Origin of the sequence: Allobosea sp. LC85, assembly GCF_000735605.1 — a bacterium.
Lineage (GTDB): Bacteria > Pseudomonadota > Alphaproteobacteria > Rhizobiales > Beijerinckiaceae > Allobosea.
In genome coordinates this window covers 142,320-159,952 of the sequence record NZ_JPKG01000054.1, presented here as the reverse complement: position 1 = coordinate 159,952, position 17,633 = coordinate 142,320, and the positions used below count along the sequence as shown (strand labels likewise).

Sequence of the window (17,633 nt, the reverse complement as noted above, 5' to 3'; positions counted from 1 at the left end):
GACACACGCACAAAACAGCCTTAGCATGGGGCGAATACATAATATTTTTTTGAATTTTGACGACAATGAAGAAATATCGCCTTATCGTTAGAACCAGCCAGTCGATCTCGATATGCAATACGCTATAAATTAATTGAATTTTTGCACGATCCGCTACACGCAGAATGATATCCTATTTTTTGAACACCATTGACCTTGATTAGAAGCAACCGCCGTTCGTTCCGTCTTTTTTCCTTTGCAAACTCTAGAACAGAATTGAACCAATTCTCCAAAGAGTGTGTTCAATGCGAAAACTCGAAACCACCGAGCGAGGGTCGTCGGCATCCGGCGATGCGCTCCTTGGTTCTCCTGACGCGGGAACAGCAGCGCCGCCAGGCATGCTCTTCATTCCCGGCGGCACCTTCCGCATGGGCTCGGATCGGCACTATCCCGAGGAGGCCCCGGCTCATCGCGTCACCGTCGATCGTTTCTGGATGGACCGAACTCCGGTGACCAACCGGCAGTTCAAGGAATTCGTAAGGGCAACGGGACATGTCACCTTCGCCGAGGTCGCGCCCGATCCGAAAAACTATCCCGGAACGAAGCCTGACATGCTCTATGCCGGCTCCCTGGTCTTCACGCCGCCCGCGAGGCCGGTCGATCTGCGTGACTGGAGCCAATGGTGGAGCCTGATGCAGGGCGCGAACTGGCGTCGCCCCTACGGCCCCGGGAGCAACATCAACGCACTCGACAACCACCCGGTCGTCCACGTGACCTTCAGCGATGCGCTCGCCTATGCGCGCTGGGCCGGCAAGGCCCTGCCGAGCGAGGCGGAGTGGGAATTCGCAGCGCGCGGCGGACTCGACGGCGCCGAGTATGCGTGGGGCGAGGAGCTCGCGCCTGGCAACCGGCATCTCGCGAATACCTGGCAGGGCAATTTCCCGCACGAGAACAGCAACCAGGACGGTTTTGAGCGCACCTCGCCGGTCACGGCCTTTCCGCCGAACGGCTACGGCCTCCACGACATGATCGGCAATGTCTGGGAATGGACCGAGGACTGGTACTCAGCCCGTCATGAGGCCGACGCGGCCAAGGCCTGCTGTATCCCGGTGAACCCGCGCGGCGGGCGGGAGGACGCAAGCTACGATCCCGGACTGCCGGAGATCAGGATTCCACGCAAGGTGATCAAGGGTGGCTCGCACCTTTGCGCCCCCAGCTATTGCCGCCGCTATCGGCCGGCCGCGCGCCACGCGGAACCGGTCGACACCTCGACCAGCCATGTCGGTTTTCGATGCGTCTGGAGATCACTGTCCGATCCATTGCAGCGTGAGGAGTGAGGTCATGCCGGATTGCCTACAGCTTGATGCAAATCACAGTTCAACGGCCAGAGCACTGGAGAGGTTCGGAGCGTGGCGGGAGCGCTACGGCGCGGCGCTTTTCGGAGCGACGGCGCTGACGACGCTGGCCTTCAGCGGGACCGTTGCGGCGCAAACGCAACCAGCCCCGGCGACGCAGCAGCGGCCGAACATCATCATGATCATTTCCGACGACACAGGCTATGGCGACCTTGGCCCCTATGGCGGCGGCATTGGCCGCGGCATGCCGACCCCCAATATCGACAAGCTGGCAGCGGAGGGAATGACGTTCTTCTCCTTCTACGCGCAGCCGAGCTGCACGCCCGGCCGCGCCGCCATGCAGACGGGCCGCATCCCGAACCGCAGCGGCATGACGACCGTGGCCTTCCAGGGCCAGGGCGGTGGTCTACCGGCAGCCGAGTGGACGCTGGCATCGGTGCTCAAGACTGGCGGCTACAAGACCTTCTTCACCGGCAAATGGCACCTTGGCGAGGCCGACTACGCGCTGCCCAATGCGCAAGGCTATGACGAGATGAAGTATTGCGGCCTCTATCATCTCAACGCCTACACCTATGCCGACCCGACCTGGTTCCCGGACATGTCGCCCGAGCTTCGCGCGATGTTCCAGCGGGTGACGAAGGGCGCCCTGTCGGGCAATGCCGGGCAGCCGGCGCGCGAGGAATTCAAGATCAACGGCCAATATGTCGATACGCCGGTGATCAACGGGCGCGAAGGTGTCGTCGGCATTCCCTTCTTCGACGGCTATGTCGAAAAGGCGGCCCTAGACTATCTCGACCGCAATGCGAACTCGCCCGAGCCGATCTTCATGAGCATCAACTTCATGAAGGTGCACCAGCCCAACATGCCGCATCCCGACTACATCCATAAGTCGATGTCGAAGAGCAAATACGCGGATTCCGTCGTCGAACTCGACGCCCGCATCGGGCGGATCATGGACAAGGTCCGCAGTTCCGGCCGCGCCAACAACACGCTGGTCTTCTACACCACCGACAACGGCGCCTGGCAGGATGTCTATCCTGATGCCGGCTATACCCCGTTCCGCGGCACCAAGGGCACGGTACGCGAAGGTGGCAACCGTGTTCCCGCCATCGCCTGGATGCCGGGCAGGATCGCTCCCAATTCCAAGAACCACGAGATCCTTGGCGGTCTCGATCTGATGGCGACCTTCGCCTCGGTCGGCGGAGTGCGGTTGCCAACGCAGGATCGCGCCAACCAGCCGATCATGTTCGACAGCTATGACCTGTCGCCGGTGCTGTTCGGGACCGGTCCCTCGCCACGCAGCGAGTGGTTCTACTTCACTGAGAACGAGCTCTCTCCAGGCGCGGCACGCATCGGCAACTACAAGGCCGTCTTCAACCTGCGTGGCGACGACGGCGCGTCGACCGGTGGCCTGGCAGTCGATAGCAATCTCGGCTGGAAGGGCGCGGAGAAATATGTCGCCACCGTGCCGCAGGTCTTCGACCTCTGGCAGGATCCGCAGGAGCGCTACGACATCTTCATGAACAACTACACCGAGCGCACCTGGACGATGGTGACCATCTCCGACGCCATCAACAAGCTGATGAAGACCTATGTGCAGTATCCGCCGCGCAAGCTGCAGAGCGAGAGCTATTCCGGCCCGATGACGCTGTCCGACTATCAGAAATTCCAGAGCGTCCGCGATATCCTGTCAAAGGAAGGCATCAGCATCCCGCTGCCGAGCGGGAACTGAACGAGGTACTCGCCACCACTCCCCGCCGGGCCGCGCTGACCAGCGTTCGGCCCGGCGATAAACCCGGATGCAGTCTCCTCAGATCTCGCGACGCCTTCCACGCGCAGTCGCCTCCACGCGCGGTCACGCGGGCGATTTCGTTTCGTCGAAGCGGGTCCAGCCCGCCCGCTCATATTCGCTGCGGCGCGCATCCGCATCGATCGGACCGGCTCCGTCCAGAATCTTCTCGATGACCGCGGCATGGGAATCGGAGGTGCGGACCGAAACCACCGTGCTGCCGCGCCGGATCGTTTCTGCGTGGAAATGGGCCTCGTCCTCGCTCAATCCGGCGCCGGTCAGCGCCCCGATCAAGCTGCCAGCCGCGGCGCCGGCCGTCGTGCCGACAGCCAGCGTGCCAAAAAGCCACCCGGCCGCAAGAACCGGCCCGACGCCGGGCAGGGGAAGCGCCGTCAACCCTGCCAGAAGGCCCGCGCCCGCGCCGACGGCGCCGCCGACTTCTGCCCCCCGCCCGGCGTCATTCTCGATGCTGGCGGTCGGAGACCGAATGATGCTGATGTCCTCTGGCGGCAGGCCGGCTGCTTCGAGCCTGGTGATCGCGGTCTCCGCGTCGGCATGATCGTCATAGGAGCGGATTATGGTGCGTGTCATGAGGTCCGTCCTCGCATGATGGGCCTCGGGATGAACCAACTTCAATGCCGGCTTGTTCCCCAAACGCTTCTGGCCGCTGCCATCGGGAACAAGGTCCGGGGCCGAGCGTTCACCCTGGAGCATGCTGCGAAAAAGTGGCAACGGTTTTTCGCATCAAGCATGCTCTAAACGATGAGAGTCGATCAGGTTTTCTGCGTTTGGACGATTTCGTCCAAACGCAGCGTGATCGAGAGGCCGTGAGGAGCATTCCTGATGCTGTTGATCTGGCTGGGAGCATTTTTGGTTCTTGCCGGCATTCTGGTGCTGGTCGGCAAGGCCGTCTGGAAGGGGCCGATGAGCACGGCCAGCCGATCGCCCGCCCCCGACAGCCACCAGAGTCTGGAACCTCCGGGGCCCGGGATCACGGTCTTCGCCCTGTCCAGGAACTGGCCTGGATTGGCCCTCATCGGGCTAGGCGCGGTGCTGTTGCTTTTGGGCGGCGCCTTCTGAGCAAACCGCAAAATCCAACCGCAGATCGCAAAGGGATCTCATGAAGACGAGCATCAAGCACGATAGTGCGGGCAGCGGCGGCTCTCCGGTGATCAAGCTGGAATCGCCCGCGGACTACAAGCACGTGATGGAACGCATTGCCGGGCTCAAGGCAACGCCAAAAGGCGAGGACGAGGAGCGCGAACTCGCGGCCCTGCAGGAGGCCGCGAGAGACTGGGAGAGCGGGCGCCCGAGGGCTGCCCCTCACGAAAAGGCTGCCCCCTCGCGAAAAGACTGAAAGCGCCCGACGCCGGCAAATCCCGATTAGAGCATTTCCGTGTTTCCCCGAATCGCGGAAATTCTCCAACTCTCTGTTTTATCGCACTTTCTTCACGCGAACCGGTGTCCGCTTCGCTCGAAAATGCTCTAGGAATCCGATTTTCCACCCTTCATCCGTGCCAGGCGGGAATGATGGCTGTCTCGCTCGCCCCCGCCGCCCGACACGGTACTCCGTCGCCGAAGATCCGACTCGGCTGGCGGCTTCTTGATTTCCAAGGGAGCCTTGGCATTCTCGTGAGCGGCACCCGGGCCGCCTTGTCGGATGCTGGCCGGTATCTTCCTCGACGTGGACATTGCTGCCTCCTATCGATCCTGCTGGTAACCTTGGTTGGTCGTGTTCTGCCGAATATTGGCGTGCCGGCCGGTCTTGTCGGAGCGTTCCTGGGGACGCCCCTCGGGGTGGTTGACCGGCTCGGCGGCATTGCCGCCGGGGCCCTTGTCGCTGCGGTTCTCCGGTGGGATGGGTCTGGTCTTGGTGGACATTTTGATACTCCTCGTAAACGACGCCTCCAGCTCAGGAGACGACACCGGACAAATCGGCAGGCTTTCGGCCCGACTTCTCATCGAAGCGTCTCCAGCCCTCGCGTTCGTAGGCTGCCCGCCGGTGCTCCGGATCAATCGGCCGACCGCTCCGCATGATGGCCTCCGCAATGGCTGCGAGGCCACCTGAGCTGCGGACGGCAACAAACGCACCGCCCCGCCTCACCATTTCGGCGACGGTGTTGGCATCGCTTTCGGTGAGGCCCGCGCCCGTCAACACCCCGATCAGGCTTCCCGCCGCCGCCCCGCCGGCGGCGCCAAGAGCCGTGCCTGCAATCAACCAGCCCGCCGCCAGCACTGGGCCTGCTCCAGGAATCGGCAAGGCGATCAGGGCTCCAAGCAGGCCGGCCCCGCTGCCGATCATGCCTCCGGCCTCCGCCGCCGTCCCGATCGCGTCATGCCGGCCGACGATGCTGATCTGCTCGGCCGGAATTCCTGCAGCCTCGAGTTCCCTGACGACGAAAGCCGCCTGCCCGTAACTGTCGTAGGACCTGATGAGGGTGCCTGCCATGAAGCCGCTCCTTCGCTGAATCGTACTCATGGACGAACCCGCTCTGCGCACCCTTGTTCCCTGCTTTTTCCGCGGCATCGCGCGAGAGGGGCTACATCCGTCGACCGACCGCGCGGGGCTGTTCCCGCCGGAAGCGTGGCTGGTCGCCCCCGGCGAGACGCACGGAGATCCCCTTACTCAGCACCCTGACTCGCTTCCCATTCGCTGCGGTGGACCGTTGCGATGCACTTTCCCACAAAACCCAGCCCGAGATCCGAGAGCTGCGTCACGATGACATCCATCTCGACGCCCTCTTCGCAACGGAGGCGCATCAGATAGGCAAACATCGCTGGATCGATGGCGGAGGCGTCGCAAACCAGATGGCCGATGCGGCCATTATCGCCGGTCAGGACATACTCGTAGCTCAGGGGCAGCTGATGTCCCGCTCGCGTGATCAGAACGCCCCGTCCGCTGAACACGACCCTCTCCCGCGCTTTAGATCGCCGTGCGTCCGTTCGGACGCAGGAGCGGCGATCTAACTCTTTGTTTGAGCATCGGATTCTTCCGAAAACCGGATTCCGCTTTTCGGTCCGATGCTCTGGCGCCGGTCCCAACCAACCAGCCAGAGTAGCCCCGGGAGGGGAACGCACATTCTCATTTGTTAATGAGCGCAGGGGGAAATCGGCTTCCGAGCCGGCCCGTGATGGCCCCTATGGCAGCGTCTTTGAAGAGACTGATCTCGGCAGAAACTGATCTTGAGGTTTCCCGCCCCTTTCGCCGCAGACCCCAAGTGTTCCATGCGCCCAGGAGTGCATGCACCCAGGATGACGTTTCGCGGGATGCAGCTCTTCAATCAGCCAGTTTCTCCCCCAGGCGTTCGCGCGCCGCATTGGCCGGCGACAGGAGAATGATGTCCTTTCCGCTCGGGAACGTGGAACCCGGCCCTGGCTCCGCCGTTGTCTCGCGGACCGCTCTGTCAGGAATTCGCTGGAAACACCGAAGTTGCGGCGTGGACGCGATTGAACGCGACGGGGGTATTGATGATCACTTCAGCCAAGGCCGCGACGGCGCGCCCCGAACCGAAGACGCTCAAGGCTCTCAACGAGGCGCTGGTGGCCGACGCCCCGCTGGTCCCGGGGGCAACCAAGTGGGTCCTGGGCGAAGGCCCGATCAGGTCGCCGATCGCCTTTGTCGGCGAACAGCCGGGCGACCAGGAAGATCTGCAGGGCCGCCCCTTTGTCGGGCCCGCCGGCCGGCTCCTCGACCGCGCGATGGTGGAAGCCGGCATCGCACGCGATCGCAGCTATTTCACCAATGCCGTCAAATACTTCAAGTTTGCCCAGCGCGGCAAACGCCGCATCCACCAAAGGCCGACCGCGGGAGAGGTCAGGCATTATCGCTGGTGGCCGATGAAGGAACTGGAATTCGTCGAGCCGCGAATTGTCGTCGCGCTCGGCGCCACGGCCGTGCTGGCGCTGTCAGGCAAAGCGCTCTCGATCGCACGGACGCGCGGAGAAGCGCGCTTCGACGGCCATCTCGGCTTTATCACCGTGCACCCCTCCTCCCTGGTGCGCATTCCGGCTGAGGATGACAGGCGACGGGCCTATGCTGACTTTGTCGCGGACCTGAGGCAGATCCGCTCCCTGTCCGAGCGCGACGGTGCAGCCAGGGCTGCTGCGGGCTGAGCCGGCTCTGGCGGCGTTCTTGCGAGGCACGCCGTGCGGGGCCTGAGGTATTCCCGAAATGGAACGGCTCGAGGCCGTGAAGACAGCCCGATGGGCGCCGGAAATGAGGATCAAACCATGCCGGACATGCCTCGCCTGGTCGAAAATCCCTCCCTCTTTCAGCGGCTTGGCTTCGAGTCCGAGCCAGTCTCGGTCAGTGCCAATATGGCACAATTGATGGCCATGCTCGAAGACATCTGCCGCATTCAGAAACAGCACGGCATCCGGCTGATGTTGCTTGAACGCCAGCTGCGCACTCTTCGCCAACGGGGCTGAAGAGGTTCCGGCAGCTGGTACCCGTCTGCGGCGGCAGCCGACGTCCTGTTCTACGGTCATGGGATCGGACCCAGGCTTGCCTCTGTCCGCGTCATGCCGCGTGCCGTCGCAGACTTTCGCCAGATACCACCACGTGGCTCCGATCAGCCTCAGACGGTGCGGGACCGGAACTGTTCCGCCATCCAGTCGATGACGACGCGCACACGCGGCGAAAGCTGGCGCGCCTGCGAATAAAGCACGTGGACGGGCAGCGGGGTCGGAGGAAAATCCGCCAGGATCTCGACGAGCGCGCCGCTGGCCAGTTCGGGCGCAACGCGATAGCGCGGGACCTGGATGAGCCCCAGTCCGAGGCAGGCGCAGGCGACATTCGTCTCGGGGCCGGTCACGGTCACCACGGAAGGCGGCGTGACCTGCCGTTCCCGGCCGCGCTCGGTGAAGACCAGCGGGCTGACGCTGGCCGCGTCGGCAGCGAACAGGCCGATGATCCGATGGCGCTCCAGATCATCCGGCGTCCGCGGCTCGCCGAAGCGTTCGAGATAGGACGGGCTTGCGAAGGTGCCACGGCTCAGCTCCGCCAGCTTGCGCCGGATCAGGGGGCTGTCGGCGAGCGCTCCCGCCCGCAGCATGCAGTCGAACCCTTCCCGGACCATGTCGAGAGCCTGATGCGCCTCGCCGATATGCAGGCGAATGCCGGGATAGGTCTCCAGAAAGCGGCCAAGACCCGGCAGCAGGAAATGCCGGGCCTGGGTGCCATGGACATCGATCCGCACGAGGCCGCTCGGTTTCGCACCGGCAAAGGCGCCTTCCGCATCCTCGAGATCGGCGATAAGCGCCAGGCAGCGTTGATAATAGGCCTCGCCGTCGAGCGTCGGGCTGACCTGTCGGGTCGTCCGCTGCAGCAGGCGGACGCCAAGCCTCGCCTCCAGCCCCTTGACCGCATCAGTGACCGATGAGCGCGGCAGGCCGAGATCCTCGGCGGCCTGCGTGAAGCTGCGGCGCTCCACGATCCGGGTGAAGACCCGCATGGCATCGAAGCGATCCATTATTCGCCTGTTCGAACAGTGATGCCGGATAATGGCCGATTATCTCGCAACAGGGAACGTCCATTCTCTCCTCACAGCCGCGGTCATTGGCGGCGAGCCAAGGAGAAAGACCATGACGAACCAGAGCAGCAGGGTCGCGATCGTGACGGGCGCCTCAGGCGGCATCGGCGCAGCGGTTGCCGAACGGCTCGGCCGGGATGGCTTCACCGTGGTGGTGAACTATGCCGGCAATGCCGCATCCGCCGAGGCGCTCGTCGCCCGGATCGAAGCCACTGGCGGCCGCGCCGTCACCGCCCAGGCCGACATCGCGCATGTCGAGGCGGTGCGCCGCATGTTCGACAGTGCCGAGGCCGCCTTCGGCGGCGTCGACGTGCTGATCAACACTGCCGGCATCATGACGCTTGCGAATATCGCCGACAGCGACGACGCCCTGTTCGAGCGCCAGATCGCGGTCAATCTGAAGGGCACCTTCAACACCCTGCGCGAAGCCGCCAGGAGACTGCGCGATGGCGGCCGGATCGTGAATTTCTCGTCCAGTGTCGTCGGCCTGCTGCAGCCGGGTTATGGCGTCTATGCCGCGACCAAGGCCGCGGTCGAGGCGATGACGAGCGTCCTCGCCAAGGAGCTGCGCGGCCGGAATATCACCGTCAACGCAATCGCGCCGGGCCCGACCGCGACCAAGCTCTTCCTCGACGGCAAGCCGCAGGAGGTGATCGACCGCCTCGCGAAGCTCGCCCCGCTCGAACGCCTCGGCCAGCCCAAGGACATCGCGGATGCCGTCGCCTTCCTGGCGGGGCCGGACGGCGCCTGGATCAACGGCCAGACGCTGCGGGCCAATGGCGGGATCATCTGATCCCGCCCGCCCATCCCGCGTTCAACGGTTGAACAGCCGCTGGGCTGCGCTCCGACCTCCCCAGCCCTTCGCCGCGCCCCCACGCCACGTGGGCCGGCATGGCCGGGCCCCGCCGTTCAGCCAGGCCCCGGATCGTGACCTGCCCCGATCAGCCCATCACAAGGAGCCGCCCCTGAGAGCGCGGCCTCAGGCTGCCACCGCGATCCGCTGCACCTTGATATCGCTTTCATGGGCCCTGGCCTCGGCGAGATCATGGGCCGCCTGCATCCGCAGCAGCGTATCGGCACGCAGGCCGAATGCCTTCTCGAAGCGGATCGCCATCTCGGCCGACAAGCCTGCCTTGCCGTTCAGAAGATTGCTCATGGCCTGACGGGTTACGCCCAACTTCTCCGCGGTGACGGTTACGCTCAGCCCATGCGGCAGGACGAACTCGGTCTTGAGCCACTCGCCGGGATGGACGGCGAAGCTCGGGTGAAGCTTGATGGCCATCAGTGATCATCCTCCAGATCGATATCCTCGATCGCGCCGACCTCGTTGATGCGAAACGTCATTCGCCAGTTTTTTTTCGTGACCGTGAGCCCGACTGGCTTGTGGCCGGCGCGTTGCGCTCCCCATGGATACAATGCCAGACCGCTCACGGCATCCTGTCACGCCCCATCGCGATGGTCGACCTGAATGGGATTGCGACATCACGCGCCGATCACATGGTCGCGCGGCGATCGCCATGCCCGTGGAAGAATAGCGGTCCCGTCACTAGCTTGTTCCGGAACCAGGCCCCATTCCGGAGCGGGAGACCAGCACGATGATGACGAGACGCCATATCCTGCTGAAAAGCGCGGGCCTGGCGGCGGCATCATCGCCCCTGCTGGCACTCATCGCGCGTTCCGCGGGGACTTTTCCCGTCACCCATACCGACGCCGAATGGCGCCGCCTGCTCAAGCCCGAACAATACGCCGTCCTGCGGCAGAGCGGCACGGAGCGCCCCTATACGAGCCCGCTGCTGAACGAAAAGCGCCGCGGCGACTTCGCCTGCGCCGGCTGCGACCAGCCGCTTTTCTCCTCGACAACGAAATATGACAGCGGCACCGGCTGGCCGAGTTTCTGGGCGCCTCTGGACAAGGCGGTCGACACCGAGACGGACAACTCGCTCGGAATGCAGCGCACGAGCGTGCATTGCAGCCGCTGCGGCGGCCACCAGGGCCATGTCTTCAACGATGGTCCGCGGCCGACCGGCCTGCGCTACTGCATGAATGGCGTCTCGATGACCTTCAAGCCGGCGGCGGCCTGAGAGCGCAGCGATGACCCTGTTCCTGCTCCGCCTATCCCGGCTGTGTGCTGACGATCGTCAGCCCAGCACCCTGCCTGTCCTGCCCTTCGTCTCAAGCCTATGCCTTCACCTTCGGCTGAACAGGGAGATCGGACATGAACCATCCACTCGACAAGACCGCCGGATCGCCCGTCGCGCGCTATGGCCGGCCTGCCCTCGCCGCGCTGGCGCTGATCGGGCTCGCCGGTCTCGGCTTGCGGATTTCGCCATCGGCCGCCGAGAATGCGCCCCGCGCGATCCCCGCCCTGTCTGCTGCTGAACCGGCCCCGCAAGCCACGTCCGAAGTCGCAGTCCTGGCCGGCGGCTGCTTCTGGGGCGTGCAGGGCGTCTTTCAGCATGTCGACGGCGTCAGCAACGCCGTCTCCGGCTATGCCGGCGGCGAGAAGGCGACCGCCCGCTACGAGCAGGTCGGCTCGGGCCGCACCGGCCATGCCGAAGCGGTCCAGATCACCTATGATCCGCGCAAGATCAGCTATGCGCGCATCCTGCAGGTCTATTTCTCGGCGGCGCATGATCCGACCGAGCTCAACCGCCAGGGTCCCGATATCGGCCCCCAGTACCGCTCGGCGATCTTCCCGACCAACGCGGACCAGGCCAGGATCGCCAAGGCCTATATCGCGCAGCTCAACCAGGCGAAGGCCTTTGACGCGGCGATCGTGACCAGGATCGAGCCGGACCGGCCCTTCTACCCGGCCGAGGCCTATCATCAGGATTTCCTCACGAAGAACCCGAACCACCCCTATATCGTGATCAACGACCTGCCGAAGATCGCGAGCCTGAAGCGCCTGTATCCCGCGCTCTATCGCCCCGACCCGGCCCTCGTCGCCAAGACCGGTCTCTCCAACTGAAGGAGCGCGGCAGTCGGGCTGCGCACGGGCGAACGGAACGGACCCGCAAGGCGTATCCAGCCTGCTTGCCGCAAGGTCGGGCCGGGTCGGCCAAGGTACGAAGCTGATCGGAGGGTTGCGCGGTCGGCTCCGGCTCAGCCGGCCGAGCTGACCATCCCGCCATCGAGGCGGCACATCTTTTCGCCGGAAAAGGCACGCGAGCGCGTGAGGAACCGCTGCTCGGTGCCGTTTTCCAACGAGAACATCCCGCCCCGCCCAGGGACGACGTCGATAATGAGCTGGGTATGGCGCCAGAGGGCGAATTGCGATCCGCTGATATAGACCGGAGCGCCGCCAACCTCGCCGAGCTTCACATCATGGTCGGAGACGATGAAGTCGCCCTGCGGATAACACATCGGCGAGGAGCCGTCGCAGCAGCCTCCCGATTGGTGAAACAGAATGGCTCCGTGCTCGGCCTGCAGCCGCGCGATCAGGCGCAAGGCAGCCGGAGTGGCGGTTACCTGCTCGATGGCTTGGACCTGCTCGATGGCTTGCTCGCTCATACCGAAGCTCCCGGGGGCGTGGGACGATGACGTTCCGCTCGCCCGTTCCGGGCAATGCAGCTCGCAGGACATCCCGGCACGCCCGCAGCAACGTCTTCGCTGAGGGCGTGCCGGGCCAGTGCCCGTGGAGGGGCGGGCACGCATCTGAAGAAGCCAGCTTCTTCAGGGAGAAGCCAGCTTCTTCAGGGAGAAGCCGAGCTTCCTCAGAAGAAGCCGAGCTTCTTCGGGGAGTAGCTCACCAGCATGTTCTTGGTCTGCTGGTAGTGGTCGAGCATCATCTTGTGGTTCTCGCGACCGATGCCGGACTGCTTGTAGGCGCCGAAGGCCGCATGCGCGGGATAAGCGTGGTAGCAGTTGGTCCAGACCCGGCCCGCCTGGATCGCCCGGCCGAAGCGGTAGGCGCGGTTGCCATCACGGGTCCAGATGCCGGCGCCCAGGCCGTAGAGCGTATCATTGGCGATCGAGAGCGCCTCTTCATCGTCCTTGAATGTCGTGACGGAGACCACCGGCCCAAAGATCTCCTCCTGAAAGACCCGCATCTTGTTGTGCCCCTTCAGGACGGTCGGCAGGACGCAATAACCGCCCGCCAGATCACCCGGCAGCTCGTTCCGCGCGCCGCCGATCAGCACCTCGGCGCCCTCCTGCCGAGCGATGTCGAAATAGCTCAGGATCTTCTCGAGCTGCTCGGAGGAGGCCTGCGCACCGATCATCGTCGCGGCATCGAGCGGGTCGCCCTGCTTGATCGCTTCGACGCGCTTCAGCGCCTTCTCCATGAAGCGGTCATAGATGCTCTCATGGACCAGCGCGCGGCTGGGACAGGTGCAGACTTCGCCCTGGTTGAGCGCGAACATGACGAAACCTTCGATCGCCTTGTCGAAGAAATCGTCATACTCGAGCGTCACATCCTTGAAGAAGATGTTCGGGGACTTGCCGCCGAGTTCCAGCGTCACCGGGATCAGGTTATGGCTGGCATATTGCATGATCAGACGGCCGGTCGTGGTCTCGCCGGTGAAGGCGATCTTGGCGATGCGGTTGCTCAAGGCGAGCGGCTTGCCGGCCTCCAGGCCGAAGCCGTTGACGATGTTCAGGACGCCCGGCGGCAGGATGTCGGCGATCAGCTCCCCCCGGCGAAGGGTCGCAAGGGCCTTGACGGTCGAGGCACACTGGCCGTCGCCAAGTGTGTCTGCGGCTCATCCGCCGTCTCCAGGCGGCGTTACTCTTCGAGAGCAAAGATATTGCCAGGGCCGCGGCCTTGGTGGCTATGGAATCGAGCAATTGCGCCGCCGCTGGTCGAGCTGGGGGAACGTTATGCTAGGTGACTCGTCTGGTGGTGTGGGCGCAAACGCAGAAGTACCCGCCGGACAGGTCTTTTCGACGCATGACCTTCCGGCGTCCGAACAGTTCGAGGCGTGGCGACAGCACGTCTCCGAGATGATCGAGCTTTCACCCGCGCGCGAGCCGGGCGGTGCCTTTCCGGCGCAGACGATGCGCTGGCAGCTTGGCGACCTGATCTTCACACGGTCGATCAATCGCTTGAAATTCCCCTAACCATGCGGCGGGTACTCGCGGACTATCTCGCCGGGCTGGCACGCCCTCTCCCGCATATGACGAGGGAGCAGGCGGGCCTGCTGGCCGCACCGACCACGGCGCTCGTCGCCGCTTGTGTCGTCCCGGCGCTGGAACGGATCGAGGCCGCCGCTGCGCCCCTGCCCTCCAGGCGTCGACCCGCGCGATAGACACCGCCGCCATTAAGAGGGCCCAGCGCCCCTCTCGGGGAGCCGGGCCAGTTTGGGGGAGGGCTGCCCCCGGTTCAGCTACAATGTGGGTTGCAGTAGCGCTCGCCTGGTTCACATTGGAACGGTCGCGAAGAATTGCCGAAGGGCGAGCCGCGCGACATCCTGGCCTGGCCGCGCCTTGAAAAGCCCTTGGACGATACGAGCGAGCCATTCTTTCCGGCTCGCCTCGGTACCCATGATGATCAATCCATGGCTCTCGATCTGGGACCAGGCGACGTCGAACGCCGCCCGCGCCTCAGCAATCTCCAGACGATACGCGATGCCGCTCGGTGGCATGGTCGACCTCCGCTTCCTCAGAAACCGTGCAGCGATCAGGCGCTCCATCAAGTCGCCGGAGCGCGCTCAAGCGGCCTTGCGCGGGGGCTGGGCCCGCAAAGGCATTGGCGGTCGGCCGACGAGATCTTTGGGCAACGTGCTGCACTCGGCCATGATGCCGGCGCAGAGATCGGCCAGCGCCTTGCCGTCGTTGATCAGCGTCTCGGTCAGGCTCATCGTGGCCTCGATCTGGCCGGCCTGGAAAGCCACAAGGTCCTGTGCGTCTTTGATATCCGCGGCGGCCTTCAGGCGCGCGAAGCCCAGCTCCATATAGGTCTGTAGCGCGCCCCTCTGCAGCGTGCTCAGCTTCTGCAAATTGTCGAGGGCAAGCCGGTTTGTCCTGGCGACCGCGGCCAGAGATGCCTGCCACGGTTCCATCAGGCTTTTCGGCATGTCATCCATGGTCGTGTCTCCTCTCAATGTGGCTGCGGCTGCTCAGGCCGGCTGCTGCGTTGAACAAGTTCCTCGAGCTGTCCGGCGCGGACGCCGGCAAATGGCCCGAGGACGACCGCGCCCCGTCGATGGCCGCTCTCGGACTGGGCGAAGCGGATCGCCTCGCTGCGATTGGTGAAGGTGGCTGCGACGAAGCCGCCGATCTCGCGGACGATCCAGCTGCCGTCACGGCTGCGGCCGAGGATGAAGCTGCGGCGCCGTGCGAGGGCGCTGGGCGGCGGGCTTTGTTCGTGAGTCATGGCGGTCTCCCGACTGAGGATCACAGCGTCGCCTTGACCGTCGCTCTCCGGCGGCAGCCCTTGGCATCGGTCATGCTGGCTGCTGACGCCCGAACGCTCAGCGCGCCCCTTCCCTTCGGGTGGGCGTGCCAGGCCAGGGACAGCAGGAAAACTGGGAAAACTGGGGCCAGAATGGCCGCAGTCAGAAACTGGGCTCGAAATTGTGCTGGGCGCAGAGGGGCCAGGCCTTCATCGTCGTTACGTTAAGGATCCCGGCGAGCCGGGACGCACCGTGGCCCTTCTTGGTGACGTGCGGCGAACCGCCCTTGACCCGGGCCTCCTTCGGGAAGCGATAGAGATCGCCGGTGCCGATTTCAGCATAGGCGCCCGCTTCGATCATATCATCCCAGTCGATTTCCGGCAGCCCGGCGCGACGGCTGGGTTCAATTGACGCGTCTTGCTTGGCCATGACAAATACCTCCCCGTCAGCGTCTTATCGCCGCTTCACGCTGCATCTTTGCGCTGAGTTGTGATCGTCATCTGCGTTTGCGAGACGAGATTATTCATTGATGCAACCGACGCACAACAAAAAAAACTTCTCAACTAGAACTATTGTTTCTATTGACCAATATATGGCCTGTTAAAAGTATTTGCTGCACAATATATGGTATAGTTTCGTAATTAGATAGTACAAACAGCAGACACAACCATCACGCGCACCAGTACCATAAGGGACAGTTTTGCACAGGTTGATCACAGGCGCGTCCGCTCCCCGGCGGCGCGATCGGGAGCGATGGACTGTGATCAGAGTGCTGCTATCGCGTCAGCGCGCGATGAGTGGAGTTCTTTCTGCGTGACGCAGCCGGCCCTTGATTTCTCTCACGAGGCCTGAGCGCATTGTCGATCCTATAACGAAGCGCCTCGCCAGCGCTGTTCTCATACTGTCGGGGACTGAACAGGACGCGGGAGACAGTCCTCGCGGCTCCAGGAAAAGCGGCTTGCCCCTGCCCCGCGACAGGCGTTCGCAACGTCGCTGGTCAGTGGTGAGCGGTCATCGACAGACGAGCAGACGAGGAACCAAGAGTGCCGGGCATGACTGCAAAGGGCACGATGATCTGCGTCGCTTTCATTGCGATGTCGTGGGCCGGCTATTCGCTGATCAATCGCGGCATGCAGAGGGACAGTTTGCCTCTGAAGCTTCGGACCGGCTGGTTCTATGCCGAGGGCAGTTGTTCACGCCTGCTCAGTCACCAGGGGGCATTTGTCTTCAGTCTCAGCAAGGAGACGGTCGAGACGATCAAGTCGGACGGCATGTCCTTCTTTGAAGACATCGACACCCCGGAAAACCGGGCGAGCCGTCGCTATTTCAGCGGGGAATGGAAAGAGACGCCCGTCCCAGCGTCTTACTTTTCGGACGGAATGCCGCCGAACCTCCATTGCGGCCATGATCAGTCCTGGCTGTGGCCGCGGGGTATAGCGGAGGCGCTGAAACGGCCGGGAGGCTACTACCAGTCATCGGGCATCCGCAGCTTATATGTATTGCCGGAACTCGGCCTGGTGGTCGCAAGCGCGTCCGACAGATAGCGCCTGCAATCTCCCCGCCGCCTGCATCGCAGCGCCGATCAGCGACCGGCCATGGTTCCGGCCGCGCGCACCGGCGCTCAGTAGCTCTGTTCCGGGCCGGGAAATGCCTGGCTCTTGACCGCCGCGACATAGGCCTGGACGGCCTCCTGGATCGAGCCGGCGCCGACCATGAAATCCATGGAGAAGCGCGGCCTCTTGCCGGGATAGACGCCGATGGCGTCGTGGAGCACGAGCACCTGGCCATCGCAATGGACACCGGCGCCGATCCCGATCGTCAGCATGCCGGCGCTGGCTGCGCTGATCTCGGCCGCCAGCGCCGACGGCACCATTTCCAGCACCAGGAAGCGCGCGCCCGCCTGCTCAAGCGCAGCGGCATCCGCCTTCAGCTTGTTCGCAGCATCCGCCGATTTGCCCTGGACCCGATAACCGCCCAGCTGGTGCACGGATTGCGGCGTCAACCCGAGATGGCCGCAGACCGGGACGCCACGCTCGACGAGATAGCGGACGGTTTCGACGACATAATCCGAGCCTTCGAGCTTCACCATATGGGCCCCGGCAGCCATCAGCCTGGCCGCGTTGTGCATGGCTTGCGCAGGACCCTCCTGATACGAGCCGAACGGCATGTCGGCCATGATGAAGGCGCGCCTGGCGCCGCGCGCCACGCAGGCCGTGTGATAGGCCATCTGCTCCATGGTCACCGGCAGGGTCGTGGCATGCCCCTGCAGCACGTTGCCCATGGAATCGCCGACGAGCAGGATCTCGACACCGCAGGTCTCGAGCAGGCTTGCAAAGCTCGAATCGTAGCAGGTCAGCATCGCGACCTTCTCGCCCGCGGTTTTCATCCTGGCGAAATCGGCCAGCGTGAGAGCGCGGACATCGGACAGATAGGCCATCAGCGTGCCTCCCGGCGAGACTGATCGCCGCGCAAGCTATAGGCGCCGCGCTCGCAATTGCGAAGCGAGCGCTGACCTCCCTGCCGAGAGCCCGGTGATCGGCCCCCCGGTGTCCCGGGTCTCCTAGAGCATTTCCGTGTTTCTCCGAATCGCGGAAATGCTCCAGCTCTTTGTTTTATCGCATTTTCTTCACGCGAACCGGTGTCCACT

General features: G+C 63.9%; 24 protein-coding genes and 1 pseudogene. 10 read left to right on the top strand and 15 right to left on the bottom strand.

Annotated features, from left to right (window positions below; all coding sequences use genetic code 11):
- Window positions 1-377: 377 nt before the first annotated feature.
- Both FG93_RS24215 and FG93_RS24210 read left to right on the top strand, forming a co-directional pair.
- On the top strand, window positions 378-1,316 hold the full coding sequence (locus tag FG93_RS24215; protein ID WP_043239509.1) for a formylglycine-generating enzyme family protein: 939 nt from the start codon (window positions 378-380) through the stop codon (window positions 1,314-1,316).
- Window positions 1,317-1,512: 196 nt separating this feature from the next.
- The gene (locus tag FG93_RS24210) at window positions 1,513-3,066 is read left to right on the top strand and encodes an arylsulfatase (RefSeq protein ID WP_161783878.1); all 1,554 of its coding nucleotides are present in this window, start codon (window positions 1,513-1,515) and stop codon (window positions 3,064-3,066) included.
- A gap of 123 nt (window positions 3,067-3,189) precedes the next feature.
- Here FG93_RS24210 and FG93_RS24205 read toward each other — a convergent pair whose 3' ends face one another.
- Window positions 3,190-3,714, bottom strand: coding sequence for a hypothetical protein (locus FG93_RS24205; RefSeq protein ID WP_052514141.1), 525 nt, complete (start codon window positions 3,712-3,714; stop codon window positions 3,190-3,192).
- A 252-nt stretch (window positions 3,715-3,966) separates the two neighbouring features.
- Between FG93_RS24205 and FG93_RS24200 the strand changes: the two genes are divergently transcribed.
- Together FG93_RS24200 and FG93_RS24195 are read left to right on the top strand one after the other, a co-directional pair.
- Entirely contained in the window at window positions 3,967-4,203 is a 237-nt protein-coding gene (locus FG93_RS24200) for a hypothetical protein (RefSeq protein ID WP_043239508.1), read from the top strand.
- A gap of 40 nt (window positions 4,204-4,243) precedes the next feature.
- Window positions 4,244-4,480, top strand: a complete 237-nt coding sequence (locus FG93_RS24195) for a hypothetical protein (RefSeq protein ID WP_043239506.1) — start codon at window positions 4,244-4,246, stop codon at window positions 4,478-4,480.
- Window positions 4,481-4,608: 128 nt separating this feature from the next.
- On the opposite strand, the gene FG93_RS33670 is transcribed toward FG93_RS24195, so the two are convergent.
- The 4 genes from FG93_RS33670 to FG93_RS24180 all read right to left on the bottom strand — a co-directional run bounded on the left by FG93_RS33670 (window position 4,609) and on the right by FG93_RS24180 (window position 6,030).
- A complete protein-coding gene (locus FG93_RS33670; protein WP_081881801.1) occupies window positions 4,609-4,815 on the bottom strand; it encodes a hypothetical protein in 207 nt (68 codons plus the stop codon).
- Window positions 4,816-4,824: 9 nt separating this feature from the next.
- A complete protein-coding gene (locus FG93_RS24190) occupies window positions 4,825-5,004 on the bottom strand; it encodes a hypothetical protein (protein ID WP_043239504.1) in 180 nt (59 codons plus the stop codon).
- A 31-nt stretch (window positions 5,005-5,035) separates the two neighbouring features.
- Window positions 5,036-5,572 (bottom strand): hypothetical protein, encoded by a 537-nt coding sequence (locus FG93_RS24185; RefSeq protein ID WP_043239502.1) that lies wholly within the window; start codon window positions 5,570-5,572, stop codon window positions 5,036-5,038.
- Between the two features lie 173 nt (window positions 5,573-5,745).
- Window positions 5,746-6,030 (bottom strand): hypothetical protein, encoded by a 285-nt coding sequence (locus FG93_RS24180; RefSeq protein WP_043239500.1) that lies wholly within the window; start codon window positions 6,028-6,030, stop codon window positions 5,746-5,748.
- A gap of 561 nt (window positions 6,031-6,591) precedes the next feature.
- On the opposite strand from FG93_RS24180, the gene FG93_RS24175 reads away from it, so the two are divergent.
- Both FG93_RS24175 and FG93_RS24170 read left to right on the top strand, forming a co-directional pair.
- Window positions 6,592-7,236, top strand: coding sequence for a UdgX family uracil-DNA binding protein (locus FG93_RS24175; RefSeq protein WP_052514135.1), 645 nt, complete (start codon window positions 6,592-6,594; stop codon window positions 7,234-7,236).
- Between the two features lie 117 nt (window positions 7,237-7,353).
- Window positions 7,354-7,551 (top strand): hypothetical protein, encoded by a 198-nt coding sequence (locus FG93_RS24170; RefSeq protein ID WP_152579600.1) that lies wholly within the window; start codon window positions 7,354-7,356, stop codon window positions 7,549-7,551.
- Between the two features lie 149 nt (window positions 7,552-7,700).
- On the opposite strand, the gene FG93_RS24165 is transcribed toward FG93_RS24170, so the two are convergent.
- On the bottom strand, window positions 7,701-8,594 hold the full coding sequence (locus tag FG93_RS24165) for a LysR family transcriptional regulator (RefSeq protein ID WP_043239497.1): 894 nt from the start codon (window positions 8,592-8,594) through the stop codon (window positions 7,701-7,703).
- Window positions 8,595-8,706: 112 nt separating this feature from the next.
- Between FG93_RS24165 and FG93_RS24160 the strand changes: the two genes are divergently transcribed.
- Complete coding sequence (locus tag FG93_RS24160) at window positions 8,707-9,447, top strand: SDR family oxidoreductase (protein ID WP_043239627.1); 741 nt, start codon at window positions 8,707-8,709, stop codon at window positions 9,445-9,447.
- A 186-nt stretch (window positions 9,448-9,633) separates the two neighbouring features.
- Here the strand turns inward: FG93_RS24160 and FG93_RS24155 are convergent, their stop codons facing one another.
- Window positions 9,634-9,936, bottom strand: a complete 303-nt coding sequence (locus tag FG93_RS24155) for a HigA family addiction module antitoxin (protein ID WP_043239495.1) — start codon at window positions 9,934-9,936, stop codon at window positions 9,634-9,636.
- The gene (locus FG93_RS33330) at window positions 9,936-10,085 is read right to left on the bottom strand and encodes a hypothetical protein (protein WP_200878152.1); all 150 of its coding nucleotides are present in this window, start codon (window positions 10,083-10,085) and stop codon (window positions 9,936-9,938) included. The genes FG93_RS24155 and FG93_RS33330 overlap by 1 nt, the downstream gene beginning before the upstream one ends.
- A gap of 164 nt (window positions 10,086-10,249) precedes the next feature.
- Here FG93_RS33330 and msrB point away from each other — a divergent pair, with 164 nt between their 5' ends.
- Together msrB and msrA are read left to right on the top strand one after the other, a co-directional pair.
- Window positions 10,250-10,735, top strand: a complete 486-nt coding sequence (gene msrB / locus FG93_RS24150; RefSeq protein ID WP_043239493.1) for a peptide-methionine (R)-S-oxide reductase MsrB — start codon at window positions 10,250-10,252, stop codon at window positions 10,733-10,735.
- 134 nt (window positions 10,736-10,869) lie between these two features.
- Window positions 10,870-11,622 carry a peptide-methionine (S)-S-oxide reductase MsrA gene (msrA, locus tag FG93_RS24145; RefSeq protein WP_052514134.1) on the top strand — a complete coding sequence of 251 codons (753 nt, stop codon included), beginning with the start codon at window positions 10,870-10,872 and terminating at the stop codon, window positions 11,620-11,622.
- Window positions 11,623-11,756: 134 nt separating this feature from the next.
- Here the strand turns inward: msrA and FG93_RS24140 are convergent, their stop codons facing one another.
- The 6 genes and pseudogenes from FG93_RS24140 to FG93_RS24110 all read right to left on the bottom strand — a co-directional run bounded on the left by FG93_RS24140 (window position 11,757) and on the right by FG93_RS24110 (window position 15,415).
- Window positions 11,757-12,164 carry a DUF779 domain-containing protein gene (locus FG93_RS24140; protein WP_052514133.1) on the bottom strand — a complete coding sequence of 136 codons (408 nt, stop codon included), beginning with the start codon at window positions 12,162-12,164 and terminating at the stop codon, window positions 11,757-11,759.
- Between the two features lie 203 nt (window positions 12,165-12,367).
- Window positions 12,368-13,285: pseudogene (gene adh, locus FG93_RS24135) on the bottom strand (aldehyde dehydrogenase); the annotation flags it as partial.
- Between the two features lie 726 nt (window positions 13,286-14,011).
- A complete protein-coding gene (locus FG93_RS24125; protein WP_043239490.1) occupies window positions 14,012-14,284 on the bottom strand; it encodes a hypothetical protein in 273 nt (90 codons plus the stop codon).
- Between the two features lie 18 nt (window positions 14,285-14,302).
- Window positions 14,303-14,677 (bottom strand): phasin family protein, encoded by a 375-nt coding sequence (locus FG93_RS24120; protein WP_052514132.1) that lies wholly within the window; start codon window positions 14,675-14,677, stop codon window positions 14,303-14,305.
- Window positions 14,678-14,691: 14 nt separating this feature from the next.
- Complete coding sequence (locus tag FG93_RS24115) at window positions 14,692-14,967, bottom strand: hypothetical protein (RefSeq protein WP_043239402.1); 276 nt, start codon at window positions 14,965-14,967, stop codon at window positions 14,692-14,694.
- A gap of 181 nt (window positions 14,968-15,148) precedes the next feature.
- Window positions 15,149-15,415, bottom strand: coding sequence for a hypothetical protein (locus FG93_RS24110; protein WP_043239399.1), 267 nt, complete (start codon window positions 15,413-15,415; stop codon window positions 15,149-15,151).
- 623 nt (window positions 15,416-16,038) lie between these two features.
- On the opposite strand from FG93_RS24110, the gene FG93_RS24105 reads away from it, so the two are divergent.
- Complete coding sequence (locus FG93_RS24105) at window positions 16,039-16,530, top strand: hypothetical protein (protein ID WP_210165839.1); 492 nt, start codon at window positions 16,039-16,041, stop codon at window positions 16,528-16,530.
- A 77-nt stretch (window positions 16,531-16,607) separates the two neighbouring features.
- Here the strand turns inward: FG93_RS24105 and panB are convergent, their stop codons facing one another.
- Window positions 16,608-17,423: a 3-methyl-2-oxobutanoate hydroxymethyltransferase gene (panB, locus tag FG93_RS24100; protein ID WP_043239394.1), complete on the bottom strand. Its 816-nt coding sequence runs from the start codon at window positions 17,421-17,423 to the stop codon at window positions 16,608-16,610.
- Window positions 17,424-17,633 lie beyond the last annotated feature (210 nt).